15 protein-coding genes and 1 pseudogene are annotated in these 15,639 nt (G+C 65.3%); 9 read left to right on the top strand and 7 right to left on the bottom strand.

From position 1 onward, the window contains the following. The coding region (locus H8A95_RS35580) for an EAL domain-containing protein (protein ID WP_229187368.1) at positions 1-288 on the top strand (288 nt) is incomplete at its 5' end. Between the two features lie 20 nt (positions 289-308). Here the strand turns inward: H8A95_RS35580 and H8A95_RS35575 are convergent. Next, positions 309-1,204, bottom strand: a pseudogene (locus H8A95_RS35575) (HpcH/HpaI aldolase/citrate lyase family protein). Positions 1,205-1,223: 19 nt separating this feature from the next. After that, complete coding sequence (locus tag H8A95_RS35570) at positions 1,224-1,703, bottom strand: hypothetical protein (protein ID WP_229187367.1); 480 nt, start codon at positions 1,701-1,703, stop codon at positions 1,224-1,226. A gap of 208 nt (positions 1,704-1,911) precedes the next feature. Between H8A95_RS35570 and H8A95_RS35565 the strand changes: the two genes are divergently transcribed. Then, the gene (locus H8A95_RS35565; protein WP_229187366.1) at positions 1,912-2,211 is read left to right on the top strand and encodes a hypothetical protein; all 300 of its coding nucleotides are present in this window, start codon (positions 1,912-1,914) and stop codon (positions 2,209-2,211) included. A 15-nt stretch (positions 2,212-2,226) separates the two neighbouring features. On the opposite strand, the gene H8A95_RS35560 is transcribed toward H8A95_RS35565, so the two are convergent. Together H8A95_RS35560 and H8A95_RS35555 are read right to left on the bottom strand one after the other, a co-directional pair. Continuing rightward, the gene (locus tag H8A95_RS35560; RefSeq protein ID WP_229187365.1) at positions 2,227-3,423 is read right to left on the bottom strand and encodes a hypothetical protein; all 1,197 of its coding nucleotides are present in this window, start codon (positions 3,421-3,423) and stop codon (positions 2,227-2,229) included. A gap of 144 nt (positions 3,424-3,567) precedes the next feature. Then, positions 3,568-4,197 (bottom strand): NUDIX hydrolase, encoded by a 630-nt coding sequence (locus tag H8A95_RS35555; RefSeq protein ID WP_229187364.1) that lies wholly within the window; start codon positions 4,195-4,197, stop codon positions 3,568-3,570. Between the two features lie 93 nt (positions 4,198-4,290). Between H8A95_RS35555 and H8A95_RS35550 the strand changes: the two genes are divergently transcribed. From H8A95_RS35550 to H8A95_RS35540, 3 genes are all read left to right on the top strand, one after another. Continuing rightward, positions 4,291-4,716, top strand: a complete 426-nt coding sequence (locus H8A95_RS35550) for a PaaI family thioesterase (RefSeq protein WP_229187363.1) — start codon at positions 4,291-4,293, stop codon at positions 4,714-4,716. 96 nt (positions 4,717-4,812) lie between these two features. Further along, a complete protein-coding gene (locus H8A95_RS35545; RefSeq protein WP_229187362.1) occupies positions 4,813-5,823 on the top strand; it encodes an aldo/keto reductase in 1,011 nt (336 codons plus the stop codon). 119 nt (positions 5,824-5,942) lie between these two features. Further along, positions 5,943-6,143: a hypothetical protein gene (locus H8A95_RS35540; protein WP_229187361.1), complete on the top strand. Its 201-nt coding sequence runs from the start codon at positions 5,943-5,945 to the stop codon at positions 6,141-6,143. Between the two features lie 92 nt (positions 6,144-6,235). Here H8A95_RS35540 and katG read toward each other — a convergent pair whose 3' ends face one another. Beyond that, a complete protein-coding gene (gene katG, locus H8A95_RS35535) occupies positions 6,236-8,401 on the bottom strand; it encodes a catalase/peroxidase HPI (protein ID WP_229187360.1) in 2,166 nt (721 codons plus the stop codon). Positions 8,402-8,519: 118 nt separating this feature from the next. Between katG and H8A95_RS35530 the strand changes: the two genes are divergently transcribed. Continuing rightward, a complete protein-coding gene (locus H8A95_RS35530; RefSeq protein ID WP_229187359.1) occupies positions 8,520-9,476 on the top strand; it encodes a hydrogen peroxide-inducible genes activator in 957 nt (318 codons plus the stop codon). 305 nt (positions 9,477-9,781) lie between these two features. Here the strand turns inward: H8A95_RS35530 and galU are convergent, their stop codons facing one another. Both galU and H8A95_RS35520 read right to left on the bottom strand, forming a co-directional pair. After that, the gene (gene galU, locus H8A95_RS35525) at positions 9,782-10,657 is read right to left on the bottom strand and encodes a UTP--glucose-1-phosphate uridylyltransferase GalU (protein WP_229187358.1); all 876 of its coding nucleotides are present in this window, start codon (positions 10,655-10,657) and stop codon (positions 9,782-9,784) included. A gap of 149 nt (positions 10,658-10,806) precedes the next feature. Further along, positions 10,807-12,096 (bottom strand): NADH:flavin oxidoreductase/NADH oxidase family protein, encoded by a 1,290-nt coding sequence (locus tag H8A95_RS35520; protein WP_338028030.1) that lies wholly within the window; start codon positions 12,094-12,096, stop codon positions 10,807-10,809. Between H8A95_RS35520 and H8A95_RS35515 the strand changes: the two genes are divergently transcribed. From H8A95_RS35515 to H8A95_RS35505, 3 genes are all read left to right on the top strand, one after another. Then, on the top strand, positions 12,014-12,646 hold the full coding sequence (locus H8A95_RS35515; RefSeq protein WP_229187356.1) for a MerR family transcriptional regulator: 633 nt from the start codon (positions 12,014-12,016) through the stop codon (positions 12,644-12,646). The genes H8A95_RS35520 and H8A95_RS35515 overlap by 83 nt on opposite strands. 93 nt (positions 12,647-12,739) lie before the next feature. Continuing rightward, entirely contained in the window at positions 12,740-14,119 is a 1,380-nt protein-coding gene (locus tag H8A95_RS35510) for a lytic murein transglycosylase (protein WP_229187355.1), read from the top strand. A 166-nt stretch (positions 14,120-14,285) separates the two neighbouring features. Further along, a partial coding sequence (locus tag H8A95_RS35505) for an SGNH/GDSL hydrolase family protein (RefSeq protein ID WP_229187354.1) occupies positions 14,286-15,639 on the top strand: 1,354 nt, incomplete at its 3' end.

Below are 15,639 nucleotides of genomic sequence, written 5' to 3'. Positions count from 1 at the left end.
CTGGGACTGCCGAACTTTCCGTTCGTCCAGCTCAAGGTCGATCATCAATACGTCACCGGCTGCGCGGATCAGCGCCTGAAGCAGACGGTGTGCCGGCGTATCGTGGAGCTCGCACACGATGCCGGCGCGCAGGTCGTAGCCCAGGGGGTCGAGACGCGCGCGGACTTTCTCGCCGCGCATGAGATGGATTTCGATCAGGTCCAGGGCTACCTGTTCGGCAAGCCGATGGGCGTCAAGAAGTTCGCCCGCTCGCGCATGCACTTCTCCGAGAAAGAGCCGGCATCCTGAGGCATGGCCTCGCGCCAGGCCTAGGCTTCGCGATCGATCGCGCGCAGCGCCTCGCCGCGCGCGATCAGGCGCTTTGCGTTGGAATAGGTCGGGACTTCGAGCAGCGAGCCGTCGAGTTCGACGCGGCCGAAGCCCTGCGTCCGCGCCGCCTCGAAGGCAGCTACGATCCTGCCCGCCTGGTACAACTCATCCTTGCTGGGCGTGAGGACGCGGTTGACGATGGCGGCATGCGCGGGATCGACCAGGCTCTTTGCGGTGTAACCCAGCCGTCGCGCCCAGATCGTGTCGCGTTCGACGCCCGCGGCGTCGCTCCAGGTATAGGGACAGTCGACCGCGACGACACCGGCGGCGCGGCATTCGACGATGAAGCGTTGCCGCGCATAGGCCAGCTCGAGGCCATCTTTGCCGCGCTCGGCGCCAAGATCGGCGGCGAGGTCTTCGGAGGCCATCAGGCAGCCATGGTACGCCGGCTCACGACTGCGATCGCGCCGGTCTGGACCAGGCCGCGTGCGAACTCGATATTCGGCAGCAGCGCCGTCGATCCCTCGGCGATGCCATAGTCGCGCTCGAACCGCGTCACCGCCTCGTCCAGCCTGACGACATGGTGCGGCTCGGCGACCTTGGGCAGCGCGACGATGTCAGGACGTCCCCGCATCACGGCGGCGAGATCGTCCATGCCGTCCTGATCCAGCGGATTGACGCGCACTGCGACCACCACGCCCTGGTCGCGCCAGGCCGCGTAGAGATCGGCCGCAAGTCGCCGCGCCTTCGGGCGCAGCGCCGGCGGGGTGAAGTCCTCGAGCTCGTGGATCAGCACGTCGGCGCCGCTGGCGGCCGCATGCTGCAGGACCACCTCGTTGGCGCCTTCGAGAAACAACCAGGAACGGCACAGCGGGGCCGGGCGAAGCTTGCGCATCACGCGGCCCGCGCGGCGGTCACTGAAACGTCATGTCGAGGCATTTCGAGATGTCGGAGCCGAGGCCGGACGAGATGGTGACGCAGCCGCGGATCTTCTGGGTGTTGGCGTCGCTGGCCCAAATTGCATAGCCGCCCGGACCGAAGAACGAATTGGTGTTCGGCGGCTCGGTCTCGGTGGCGTCGAACGTATAATTGCCGTCGGTCTCGAAGATGCGCGGCTTCTTGGTGCAGCCGCCGTCGGCCTGGACGTTGATGACCTCCTTGTTGTCCCGCGTCAGCGCCAACGAAACCTGGCAGCGGAAGTATTCCGAGGTCTTGGCGTTGAACAGATAGGCGTAGGACTTGCAGGTCGACGTATTGAGCTTGCCGGCCGAAAGGCCGCGGCTGCAGGAGATCCGCTGGTTGTTGGAGAGCTTGAACTCGTCCGCCTGCGCGACTGACGCCAACGCCATGAACGACAGAGCGACACCGATACCGATCTTCATGACGTGATTCATCGCGATCATCCCCAGGTAGTGTTTCCGCCGATCAAAGCGTTTGTAAACGGTAACGCGAAGATAGTCGCCAAGCTTGATACGGGAAATCACAAAGTCGCTGATCTGCACGAGCGGTCTCGCCGATTGTCGTATTGACGCGCGAATGGCGTTCGTGATTTGTTCAGAAGCGTGGGGACGATGCCGTTTTTTTTTCGGCCGGAGGTGGATCATGACGCATTTTTTGACCAAGACCTTTATTGCGACCGCGACCCTTGCTGCGATGACGACATACTCATTCGCGCAGGAGGCTGTGCCATGGGAGCTGAAGTCCGACATGGGCTACGCCTATGACAAGGACGGCAAGACCTGGACCTACAAGATGGGCACCAACAATGCCGGCACGCTGCTGAAGGGTGCCAAGAAGGTGCCGAAGGGGACACTGTTCTTCATCGGCCAGAACGGCCAGCTCTACATGCGCTCCGGGCCCTATCTCGAGGGCGACGGCAAATTCATGTTCGGCTCGAAATGACGTGTCCGGCAGGCGTCAGAACGCCGCGGCCAATTCCCGGGCGCCGAGCTTGTTGCTGTTGAAGTCCATCCGCTCGTTGGTGACGGCAAGCAGCTTGGCCACGGTGTTGTGGCGGATCGCGACCGGGTTGCGCTCGTAGCCCGAGCGCTGGAAGAAGTTCGAGGTCGGCACCTGCTCACGCATCGCCTGCGGCATGGTCACCATGTCGAGCCCGGTGCCGTCGCCGGTCAGGTTCATCATCTCGAGCTCGGCCGCGGTCAGCGGCCGTGAATAGCCCTTGTTGCGCGCGAAGATCACCGAGGTCAGCAGCTTGTGGGTCTGCAGCATCGGGCCGACATCGATGTCGAGCACCATGGCATGACACGCCCAGCCCTGCGGGGTGTCGGCGAGGCGTTGATGCGCCGACCAGTCGTCAGGCACGGTGAGCGTGAAGGCGACCATCTTCTTCAGCACCGCGAGCTTGTGCTCCATCGCCTTGCGCGCCGGCCCCTGCGTCCTCGCCACCCGCTCGGTCAAATCCCGCACGAATTCACGGCCCTGCTCGGCCAATAGCTCGACGGTGTTGGTGGTGAGCAGCTGGTTGTAGCCCATTGCGGTGGAGATGGCGCGCTTGCCGCCATGCTCGATGCCCGCCTGCACGTCGTAATTGCCGGTGCCTCCGGTCTCGAACGAATAGACCCGCACCGCCTGCTCCGGCGTCAGCCCCGCCGCGCGTGCGTAGCGGGCATAGGCGCGCTTGAACTCGACCTCGCTCGTCGGCCGCTGCGGCGTGAACTGGAATTGCTCGGCGGCCGCCCTGACCAGATCCGAGACCACCGGTATCGTCTTGGGCGGACGCGGCGGCTTGCCGCCCTCCTCTTCCGGAGCCGGATTGACCGGCCGCTTCGGGCCTTCGTAGACCGGCGGCTGCTGCAGCACGTAGTCATCCAACCCGATCTGCACGCGGTCGCGGCGCTTGGCGTTGCGGCCGCGGCGCTTGTCGGCGATCGCGGTCCAATAGGCGCTGGCATCCTGCTCGAAGGCGTCGCGCGCCTCCTGGTATTCCTGCAGCTTGCGGCGATAGTCCATGATCGCCTGCGGCGATGCCTGTGCCATCGCATTGGCGACGGACGGCGGCAACGCATCGGCCTCGCCGGCCGATACAGACGGCGCGCCGGCGACGAGCGCGAGCGCGACAAATCCAGGACACAGGCGAATCAATTGCGGGCGCATGACCTCGTTGTAGCAAGCGCCGCCGCGAAGTCAGCCCGGAATTGTCCGGATCGAAGGCGGCCGGATGCCGCGATCAGCTCCAGAATTTTCGCCACAATGCGGTGTTCTCCGAGGAAAGCCGTGGAGGCGACGGGTTGATGACGGTCACTTCCACGCGAACACCGGCTGCTCCAGGTCGGCGACGCGGGTACTGCGGCCGGCGAGCACCTCACGGAACTGATAGATCAGCGCGGCGGTCGGAGCATGAATCTGCTGGCCGCCGAGGCGGAAGCGGATCACGCGCCGCGAGCTCTCGGGGATCGTAACGAAGGTGAACGCGTCCTCCAGATCGATCGCATCGAGGCCGATGCGGTGGACGGAAGCGACCTCGTCCGGGTTCGGCGCGAGCGCCGCATGCGCGCCGGCCCAGACCACGACCGGGGTGATCAGATAACCGGACCGCGTCGGATAATCGTCGAGCATGCCGATCACATCGCGCTCGGACAGCTTTAGCCCAAGCTCCTCGTGCAACTCGCGCAGCGCGGCCTGGGGCTGCGTCTCACCGGCATCGCAGCGTCCGCCCGGCAGCGCCCATTGCGCACTGTGGGAACGCAGGTTGGCGCTGCGCCGGGTCAACAGGAAGGCCGTGCCATTGCCGTCTTCGCCTTCGGTCAGCGCGATCGCGACCGCGGCGCGCTTCAGCGCCGGTGCAGTGTCGGTCGCGGCCTGACGCGCGAACGCGGCGCAGAGCTCTGCGATATTCCGCCGGGTGGCATCGTCAAATGTGCGGGCCATCGAGCTTGACTACAACACAACAGCGTTTGATGAAATGCAGGGAATGACATGCCTCCTGCGATCAATCATTTGCAAGCAACGGATCCTCACCTCATGACGGCCAAGGCCGCGGACAAACTCAAATCCGACGGCTGGAAGGTCGCCGAGACCACGGGCTTCCTGACGTTGATCGGCCCGTTGTGGGAACGGTTGAAGGACGGCGCGCTCGAGCTCGCGCTGATCACCGAGGACAAGCACCACAATCGCCGCGGCCTCGTGCAGGGCGGCGTGATCATGACCTTCGCCGACCGCGCTTGCGGCATGGCCGCGCGCTTCGTCTCGGGCAAGCCGACGCTTGCGACGGTGCAGCTCGACACCCATTTCGTCGAGGCCGGCAAGATCGGCGAGATCCTGACGACGCGGCCGCGCGTGGTGCGCTCGACCCGCAGCCTGATCTTCATCACGGCCGAGGTGACCGTCGACAAGCGCTGCATCGCGATGGCCAACGGCGTATTCAAGATTCTGAAGAACGAGAGTTGACCATCGTCGTTCCGGGGCGCGAAGCGAACCCGGAACCTCGAGATTCCGGGTTCGATGCTGCGCATCGCCCCGGAATGACATCCGGAGGAACGCTCGATGCAATATCGCCAGCTCGGCCGCAGCGGCCTGAAGGTTTCGCCGATCTGCCTCGGCACCATGATGTTCGGCGGACCGACCGATGAGGCGACCTCATCGCGGATCGTGGCGAAGGCGCGCGAGGCCGGGATCAACTTCATCGACAGCGCCGACGCTTACAATGGCGGCAAGTCCGAGGAGGTCGTCGGACGCGCGATCTCGAACAGAAGGTCGAACTGGGTGCTCGCCACCAAGCTCGCCAATCCGATCGGCGACGATCCCAACCATGGCGGGCTGTCGCGGCGCTGGGTGTTGCAGGCTGCCGACGAGAGCCTGAAGCGGCTCGGCACCGACTACATCGACGTCTATTATCTGCACAAGGAAGATCACACGACGCCGCTCGACGAGACCGTGCGCGCGATGGGTGACCTGATCCGCGCCGGCAAGGTGCGCTATTTCGGCGTCTCCAACTATCGCGCCTGGCGCGTCGCCGAGATCTGCAACATCTGCGACCGGCTCGGCATCGACCGCCCGGTTGCCAGCCAGCCCTATTACAATGCGATGAACCGGATGCCGGAGGTCGAGCATTTTCCGGCCTGCGCCTATTACGGCCTCGGCATCGTGCCCTACAGCCCGCTGGCGCGCGGCGTCCTGACCGGCAAATACGCCCCCGATGCGGCGCCGCCCGCCGACACGCGTGCGGGGCGCAACGACAAGCGCATGATGCAGACCGAGTGGCGACCGGAATCGCTGCAGCTCGCACAGGAGATCAAGCGCCACGCCGAAGGCCGCGGCATCACCGCCGGGCAGTTCGCGGTCGCCTGGGTGCTGAACTCGTCGTTCGTCAGCGCGGTCATTGCCGGCCCACGCACCGAAGCACAATGGGACGACTACATCCGCGCACTCGACTATCGCTTCACCGCCGAAGATGAAGCGCTGATCGACCGCCTCGTCGTCACCGGCCATCCCTCGACGCCGGGCTTCAACGATCCGGCCTATCCGATCGAAGGGCGTCGGGCGCGCACCGGATAGCGTTCGGGCTTCGGCGCTCGTCTCGGCTATGCCGAAGTTACGTTTCGTAGCTTCCGAATTGCGCAAGCGTCGCACAGGCACCACCATCGGCGCGTGGAAATGCTGATGCTGGTGCTGCAATGACGGCGTCCAATGTACTGGACTGGATCGTGGCTCTCCTGGTGTGCTGGGCGAGCCTGACCGCAATCTTCGAGCCGTCGCGCGGGGCCTCGCAATGCGAGGTGCCCATCGCGACGAGCGGCGCGCTGCAATCGCTACCGGCGATTCCGACGCAGGCGGAATTCGAGGAGATGATCCGGGACATGAAACTGCACGACTGACCGACAAAGCGCGAAAGGCCTTATCTGCATCCCCGAAACGAAACAGGGCGGCGCCGAAGCGCCGCCCTGTCCTGATTGCCGCTGCCGGTCGTTTACTTCACGAGATCGAAGCGATCGGCGTTCATCACCTTGGCCCAGGCCGCGACGAAGTCGTTCACGAACTGCGCCTTGGCGTCCGACGAGCCGTAGACTTCGGCGAACGCGCGCAGCTGCGAGTGCGAGCCGAAGATCAGGTCGGCGCGGGTGCCGGTCCACTTCACCGCCTTGGTCTTGCGGTCGCGGCCCTCATAGACGCCCTCGCCGGCATCGCTCCACTCCGTGCCCATGTCGAGCAGGTTGAGGAAGAAGTCGTTGGTCAGCGTCCCCGGCTTGCCGGTGAAGACGCCATGCTTCGACTTCTTGGCATTGGCGCCGAGCACGCGCAGGCCGCCGACAAGAACCGTCAACTCCGGTCCGGTCAGCCGCAGCAGCTGCGCGCGATCGACCAAGGCCTCCTCGGGCAGCATGGCCTGGGGCTTGCCGCTGAGATAGTTGCGGAAGCCGTCGGCCCGCGGCTCGAGCGGAGCGAAGGAGGCGGCGTCGGTCTGCTCCTGCGACGCGTCGGTACGGCCGGGCGTGAAGGGGACCTTCACATTGGTGCCGCCGTCCTTCGCCGCCTTCTCGATCGCAGCCGCGCCGCCGAGCACGATCAGGTCGGCCAGCGAGACCTTCTTGCCGAACTCCTTCTGGATGGCTTCGAGCTTGGACAGCACACCCTTGAGCTGGGCCGGCTCGTTGACTTCCCAGTCCTTCTGCGGAGCAAGACGGATACGCGCACCGTTGGCACCGCCGCGCTTGTCGGAGCCGCGGAACGTGGACGCCGACGCCCAGGCGGTCGACACCAGTTCGGAGACCGAGAGCCCCGAGGCGAGGATCTTCGCCTTCAGCGCCTCGATATCCTTGTCGTCGATCACGGCATGATCGAGCGCCGGAACCGGGTCCTGCCAGATCAACGTCTCCTTCGGCACCAGCGGGCCGAGGTAGCGCTGGATCGGGCCCATGTCGCGATGCGTGAGCTTGAACCAGGCGCGGGCGAAGGCGTCCGCGAACTGATCCGGATGCTCGTAGAACCGCCGCGAGATCTTTTCATAGGCCGGATCGAAGCGCAGCGACAGGTCGGTGGTCAGCATGGTCGGGACATGCTTCTTCGACGGGTCGAACGCGTCCGGAATGTCGGCCGCAGCGCCCTTCGCCTTCCACTGCTTCGCACCTGCGGGGCTCTTCGTCAGCTCCCATTCATACTTGAACAGGTTGTCGAAGAAGTGGTTGCTCCACTTCGTCGGCGTCTGGGTCCAGGTGACCTCGGGGCCGCCGGTGATCGCGTCGGCACCGACGCCGGTGCCGAACTTGCTCTTCCAGCCGAGGCCCTGCTCCTCGAGCGCGCCGCCTTCCGGCTCCGGCCCGATCAGCGACGGATCGCCCGCGCCATGGGTCTTGCCGAAGGTGTGGCCGCCGGCGATCAGCGCGACGGTTTCTTCGTCGTTCATCGCCATGCGGAAGAACGTCTCGCGGATGTCCTTCGCGGCAGCGACCGGATCCGGGTTGCCGTTCGGGCCCTCCGGGTTGACGTAGATCAAGCCCATCTGCACCGCGCCGAGCGGCTCGGAGAGCTGACGCTCGCCGCTATAACGCTCGTCGCCGAGCCAGGTGCCCTCCGGGCCCCAGTACAGCTCTTCCGGCTCCCACACGTCGGCGCGGCCACCCGCAAAACCAAACGTCTTGAAGCCCATCGATTCCAGCGCGACGTTGCCGGCGAGGACATACAGGTCGGCCCAGGAGATCTTGCGGCCGTATTTCTGCTTGATGGGCCAAAGCAGCCGGCGCGCCTTGTCGAGGTTGGCGTTGTCAGGCCAGCTGTTGAGCGGGGCGAAACGCTGCTGACCGGCACCGGCGCCGCCGCGGCCGTCGGTGATGCGGTAGGTACCCGCCGAGTGCCAGGCCATGCGGATCATCAGGCCGCCATAATGGCCGAAGTCCGCCGGCCACCACTCCTGCGACGTCGTCATCAGGGCCGTCAGGTCCTTGATGACGGCGTTGAGGTCGAGGGTCTTGAATTCCTTGGCGTAGTCGAACTCCTTGCCCATCGGATCGGACAGGCTGGAGTTGTGATGCAAGACCTGAACGTCAAGCGACTTCGGCCACCAGTCACGATTCGTGTGTCCGCGAGGGGCTGCCGTGAACGGGCATTTGCCCGCGCCTTCGTCGGTTTTTGCGTCCATGTTTCTTCTCCGAGGTGATGGATTCTGGAATGTGCTGGAGCTCTTCCAATAACGATTCTACGCGCCCCAATCCATCAGGGGAAATTGACTTTAATGATCGTCTCGATAAGATTATCTGATGATAAATGTCACACTCCGGCAACTGAGGTATTTCGATGCGCTGGCCCGGCACGGGCATTTCGGGCGCGCCGCGGATGCCTGCGCGGTGTCGCAGCCGGCGCTGTCGATGCAGATCCGCGAGTTGGAACGAGCGGTCGGCGGCGTCCTGATCGAACGCAATGCCCGACAGGTCACCCTGACGACCTTCGGCGAGGACCTCCTGCATCGCGTGCGCGACATCCTGCGCTCGGTCGACGAGCTCGGCGATTTCGCGCGCGCTTCGCGCGACAAGCTCGCCGGTCGGCTGCGCGTCGGCATGATCCCGACGATCGCGCCATATCTGCTGCCGAAGGTGATCGAGACCCTGGCGCGGCTGCATCCCGAGCTCGACATCCATGTCCGCGAGACGCTGACCCCGAAACTGATCAAGGAGGTCGCCGAAGGCCGGCTCGACACCGCGATCGTGGCGCTGCCGGTGTCGGAACCGTCGCTGACCGAGGTCGCGCTGTTCTCGGAAAATTTCCTGCTGGTGCGGCCCAGCGAGGATGCGAAAACGCCGGTGCCGAGCGCCGAGATGCTGCGCGAGATGCGGCTACTGCTGCTCGAGGAAGGCCACTGCTTCCGCGACCAGGCGCTGTCGTTCTGCAACATGCAATCCTCGCCGCCGCGCGAGGTGCTGGACGCAAGCTCGCTGTCGACGCTGGTGCAGATGGTCGGCGCCGGCATCGGAGTCACCCTGATCCCCGAGATGGCAGTGACGGTCGAGACGCGCTCGGCGCCGGTCACGGTGTCGCGCTTCAAGCACCCGCAGCCGTCGCGCACCATCGGCATGGTCTGGCGCAAGACCTCTCCGCTCGCCTCGCAGCTCCAGCAGATCGCCGAGGTGGTGAGCCTCGCCGCCCGCGAACTGCGCGCGCCGAAGGGGGATGGGGGCAAGGAGCCGGCGAAGCGCGCGGGGCGACGGAAGGTGGCGTGATTGGTTCGATGGCGTGGAGAGGCAGTGTTCTGAGTTTGACGCAAGCATCGCGCCACATTCACGACCGTCGTCCCTGCGAAAGCAGGGACCCATACGCCGCGGCCCGCGCTGTGTGACCTCGACTCGTCGTTCCAGCGTCGCGCAACGATGAACTTCGGTGGTTATGGGTCCCTGCTTTCGCAGGGACGACAGCGAGTTTGTTGTCAGGCCGGTGACTCACACATCCGAATTCTCGCGACATGATTTGTCCGAGCTTTGCGAAGCGAAAGCGGAATCGCACAGGGCCCTAAGAAGCGCCCCGCCCCTCACTTCTCCAGATATCTTTTCATCTCGGCGATCAGGCCGTCGCGCAGTTCGGGGCGCTTGAGGCCGAAGGCGATGTTGGCGCGGAGGAAGCCGGGCTTCGAGCCGCAATCGTGGCGCTCGCCCTCGAACTCGACGCCGTAGAACTTCTGCGTCCTGGCGAGCCCGATCATGGCGTCGGTGAGCTGGATCTCGCCGCCGGCGCCGCGCTCCTGCGTCGCCAGGATGTCGAAGATCTCGGGCTGCAGGATGTAGCGGCCGGTGATCGAGAGATTGGACGGCGCGGTGCCCTGCGGCGGCTTCTCGACCATGCGGTCGACCTCGAAGATGTTGCCGGTGCGCTTGCCGACGCTGCAGATACCGTATTGATGGGTGAGCTCGTCGGGCACCGCCTCGACCGCGATCACGTTCGACTTGTCGCCGAGCTTGTTGGCGGCATCGATCATCTGCTTCAGGCAGCCCGGCGTGTTCAGCACCAGTTCATCAGGCAGCACCACCGCGAACGGCTCGTTGCCGACGATGTCGCGCGCGCACCACACGGCGTGGCCGAGACCGAGCGGCGATTGCTGCCGGGTGAAGCTCATTGCGCCGGCTTCGGGCTGGTTCTGCGCCAGGATCTCCTGCTCGGTCTTCTTGCCGCGTTGCGCGAGCGTGGTGTCGAGCTCGAACATGCGGTCGAAGTGATCCTCGATGACACCCTTGTTGCGGCCGGTGACGAACACGAAGTGCTCGATGCCGGCCTCACGGGCCTCATCGACCACGTACTGGATCAGGGGCTTGTCGACGATCGTCAACATCTCCTTCGGCATCGCCTTGGTGGCAGGCAGCACGCGGGTGCCGAGACCGGCGACGGGAAATACGGCTTTGCGGATCTTCATGGGATTATCGGAAGCCTTGAAACGGGTGGGACGGCGGCGCGGGATTTAATCGCTCCTTGGTAACCGTTTTGCAGCCGAGAACAAAGGCGGATGTGTGATGTGCACCAATCCGCCTTCTCCACTCAAGCGTTCCGCCCGAGCGTTCGGCCTTACCTCGGCATCCCGACCGCGCGCAACGGCGCCGACGTGCTGCCGGATGCAGCCGTCGCGGTAACCGATGACGCGATCCAGCGGCGATATTTGCGGGTGAGCGATGCCGTTCGCAGCTGGGCGAGGACCAACGCCTTCAGCGGCGAAACGTTCGGATTGGCCGCGCGCCCTCTGCTCAGCCGCCGCAACTGGAATTTCACGACGGCCATGGCGGCAAGCGAGGCCATCGGCTTGCTCTTCCAGCGGATCGGCGCGACTTCTGGCCGCAGATCCTCAGCCCTGCGCCAGGCGTTCGGCAAGTCCGGCCTGATCGCCAGCGCGGTGGCGATGCCTGCGATCGCGACGCCGCTGTCGAGCACCTGCTGCACGACGCCGATGCGGCGAATGCCACCTGTGACCATGACCGGCATTCTGGCGACCGCTGCGATATCGCGCGCGAAGTCGAGGAAATAAGCCTCGCGTGCCAGCGTCCGGCCGTCGCGTGCATCGCCCTGCATCGCCGGCGCCTCGTAGCTGCCGCCGGACAGTTCGACCAGATCGACGGGCAATTCGTTCAGCATCTCGACGACCGTCTTCGCATCGGCGGCATCGAAGCCACCGCGCTGGAAATCGGCCGAGTTCAATTTGACCGCAACCGAAAAGCCGGGCGACACCGCCGCGCGAACCGCCTTGACGGTTTCGATCAACAGACGCGCCCTGTTCTGCAGCGAGCCTCCCCAGCCGTCGGTGCGCCGGTTGCTCAATGGCGACAGGAACTGGCTGAGCAGATAGCCGTGCGCCGCATGGATCTGCACGCCGGAGAAGCCGGCGCGCTCGCCAAGCCGCGCGGCGCTGACGAAGCGCGCGATCACCTCGCTGATGTCCTGCTCGGTCATCGCCCTCGGCATCGCAAACAGGTTCGAATGCTTGCCGAGATCGAGCGCCACCGCCGATGGCGCCAGGGTCTGCTGGCCCATGTTCTTCATCACCTGCCGGCCGGGATGACTGAGCTGCAGCCAGATTTGCGCGCCCTTGGCGCGGCCGATCCGCGCCCAGTTTCGAAACGCTTCAAGCTCGGTGCCGTCCTCCAGCACGACGCCACCCGGCCCGGTCATGGCGTGGCGATCGATCATGACATTGCCTGTGATGATGAGGCCGGCGCCGCCATCGGCCCATGCCTGATAGAGGCGCAGCAGCTCGGCCGAGGGGAGATGCTCTGCGTCAGCCATGTTCTCCTCCATCGCCGCCTTGGCGATGCGGTTGGGAACGCTGCTTCCGTTGGGCAAAGTGAGGGAATCGAACGGCGACATAGACTTAGGTTCCTTATCGAGTTCCTTGTTGATCTGCACGCACCCTAACCTTAAAGTAAACTTTAATTTCAAGCAGCAAGGTGAGCCTTCAATGAAGATCGGGGAACTGGCTCGGGAGTCCGGTCTGGCGCCGTCGCGTATCCGCTTCTATGAGCGAGAGGGCCTGATCGGGTCGATCGACCGCGGCTTGAACGGCTATCGGCAGTATTCGCGGGAGACGCGCCAGGTTCTCGAAATCATCGTGATGGCCCAGCAGGCCGGATTCTCACTCGACGAGATCCGGAACTTGCTGCCGCCGCACGGCAAGGGCGACTGGAGCAAGGACAAGCTGGTAGCCGCCCTCAAGAAGAAGGTGATCGAGCTTGCAGCCCTGCAGCGCCGACTATCTGAAACCCAGGCCGGGCTTGAGGCCGTGATCGCCCGGATCGAGGCGACGCCGCCGGGCGGCGATTGCTTCGAAAACGCCGAAGCTGTCTTGGCCGACCTCAGGGACCAATCAAAGCCGGTTGATGAGATCGGACAATTTGTCCCGGCCAAAACCGTCGCGTGATTTGGTCACGCCCAAAATGCTGCCCTTTGTTAAGATATTGGAAACCGTGACGAGGCCTTCTGAGGCAGCACGATTTTGACAGGCAGACGACGAATGCGCGCGACGGGAACATCAAGGACCAGGCTTTTCAGCGCGAGCCTGATCGCGCTGGCGATGCTGCTGCCCGGCAGCACGCAAGCTCAGTCGGCCGGCAACGGCCTGACCAACCTGATCGACAGCATCTTTTCGCCGAACGCCGCGACGCCGCCGCAGGCTGCGACCGGACAGGACGGCGCGGCGCCGCCCTGGAGCGGCGAAGACGGCACGTCCGGCCATCCGCTGATGACCGCCGCCGCGATCCGCCAGGCCGCATCCGACTTCCCGAACTGCGTCGCCGGGATGTGGCCCGACGCCGCGCGGCGCAACATCACGCAGCAGAATTTCGAGCGCTTTACCGCGGGCCTGCAGCCCGATCTGCGCATCATGGATCTGCTGGATTCGCAGCCGGAATTCACCAAGGCGATCTGGGACTATCTCGACATTCTCGTCAGCGATACCAGACTCGCCAAGGGCCGCGAGATCCTTGCGAAGTACAAGCCGCAGTTCGATGCGACCGAGCGGGCCTATGGCGTCGATCGCTACATCATCGCGGCGATCTGGGGCATCGAGTCGAACTACTCGACCCAGATGGGCGATCGCAGCGTGGTGCAGTCGACCGCCACCCTCGCCTGCATCGGCCGCCGTCAGGCCTATTTCAAGGACGAGTTCCTGTCGGCGCTCGAGATCCTCAACCGCGGCGACCTCAAGCCCGAACAGATGCGCGGCTCCTGGGCCGGCGCATTCGGCCCCACGCAGTTCATGCCGACTGCGTTCAAGCGCTACGCGGTCGACGGCGACGGCGACGGCCGACGCGACGTCGTCGACGATCCGAGTGACCTGATCGCCTCCACCGCCAACAACCTGAAGAAGGATGGCTGGCAGGCCGGCGCGAGCTGGGGCTACGAGGTCGTGCTGCCGCAGGGCTTGAACTACATGCTCGCCGACCGCGCCAAGGTGATGCCGCTGTCGCAATGGGAGCAGCTCGGCGTCAAGCGGCCCAACGGCCAGCAATTCCCGCGGCCCTCCGACAAGGCCTATCTGCTGGCGCCGGCGGGCGCCGAGGGGCCGGGCTTCCTGATGCTGCAGAACTTCCGGGTGATCATGAAATACAACCCAGCCGAGGCCTACGCGCTCGCGATCGGCCATTTCGCCGACCGGCTGCGCGGCGGGGCGCCTTTCGTGCAGCCCTGGCCGCGCCAGGAACGGGTGCTGTCACGCGCCGAGCGGCTCGAACTGCAGCAGCTGCTGGCCCAGCGCGGCTTCTACAAGGGCACGCCGGACGGCCAGTTCGGCGGCCAGACCCGCGAGGCGCTGCGCGGCTTCCAGGTCTCGATCGGCGCGCCGGCCGACGGCTTTGCCACGTCAGAGGTGCTGGAGCGGCTGCGCGGGCGGTAGGGCGATATCGCCGGATCCGGCCCCGAAAGTAACCGTGAAATCCGATATTTGCCCGGCGCCTTGACGGCAGCCGGAGGCACCCGATTTATCGTGGAAAAGCTGCCCGCTTGCGGCCCGATTCCGCTAGTATGCTCACGTACTTCCAGATCATTTGCGACCGAACTCGATGGCCAAGCCGAAGTCCTTCCTGCGCATATTCACCGAAGCCGGTCCGCTGGTCGCGCTGGCGGTGGCGCTTGCGCTGTTGATCGGCATCGCGCAGCCCGCCTCGGCGCAGTTTTTCGGCTTCCCCGGCTTCGGTGGCGGACCGCCGCAACCGCAGCGCCGCGCGCCGCAGCACGGCGGTGGCGGCTGGTTCGGCGGCGATTTCTTCGCGCCGTTCCAACAGCAGCAGCAGCAATCACAGCCGCAACGGCCGCGCGAGGATTTCTCCCGTGCCCCGGCGCCGGCCAAGCGCGAAGCCGCCGCCGAGCGCAACGTGCTGGTGATCGGCGACGCCATGGCCGACTGGCTCGCTTATGGCCTGGAAGATGCCTATTCCGATCAGCCCGACATGGGCGTGATCCGCAAGCACAAGACGGTCTCCGGCCTGATCCGCTATCAGCCGAAGGGCGACCCCGCGGATTGGGCCGCGGCCGCCAAGGGCATTCTCGCCACCGAGAACCCCGACGCCATCGTCGTGATGCTCGGCCTCAACGATCGCACCTCGATCCGCGAACCGGTCGTGGAGAAGAAGGTCGACAAGAAGGACGAGAAAAAGGACGCTCGCGGCAAGCCGGACGCAAAGCCTGGCGATAAGCCCGATGCCGCCGCCAAGACTGATGGCAAGACCGACAACAAGGCCGACAACAAGCCGGTCGAGACTGAGCCGCCGGCCGACGACGCCGACACGGACTCGCAGGCCGCGCCGGAAAAGACCGCGCGCTCGCCCAACGGGCTCTATGAATTCCGCGACGACCGCTGGGTCGAGCTCTACGGCAAGAAGATCGAGGAATTGATCAACGTACTGAAGAGCAAGGGCGTGCCGGTGCTGTGGGTCGGCCTGCCTGCGATCCGCGGCCAGAAGGGCACGTCGGACATGCTGTTCCTCGACGCGCTCTATCGCGACGGCGCCGGCAAGGCCGGCATCACCTATGTCGACGTTTGGGACGGCTTCGTCGACGAGGCCGGCCGCTTCATGCCGAAGGGCCCGGACTTCGAAGGCCAGCCGCGCAAGCTGCGCTCCGATGACGGCGTGTTCTTCACCAAGGCCGGCGCGCGCAAGCTCGCGCACTATGTCGAGCGCGAGGTGACGCGCCTGCTTGCGGTGCGCTCCGGGCCGATCGCGCTGCCGAGCGAGCCGGCAACGCCCGATACCAGCGCCGAGCCCGGCAAGCCGGCGCCGCGACCGCTGGCAGGACCTGTGCTGCCGCTGGTCGCCTCCACGGTCGGCACCGATCAATTGCTCGGCGGACCGGGCTCGCGGCCCGCCGCTGTCGATGCGCTCGCCGCGCGCACGCTGGTGAAGGGCGAGGCGCTGG

The organism is Bradyrhizobium oropedii (assembly GCF_020889685.1).
Lineage (GTDB): Bacteria > Pseudomonadota > Alphaproteobacteria > Rhizobiales > Xanthobacteraceae > Bradyrhizobium > Bradyrhizobium oropedii.
The sequence above is the reverse complement of the archived record's forward strand: the minus strand, read 5'-3'. Positions and strand labels throughout refer to the sequence as shown.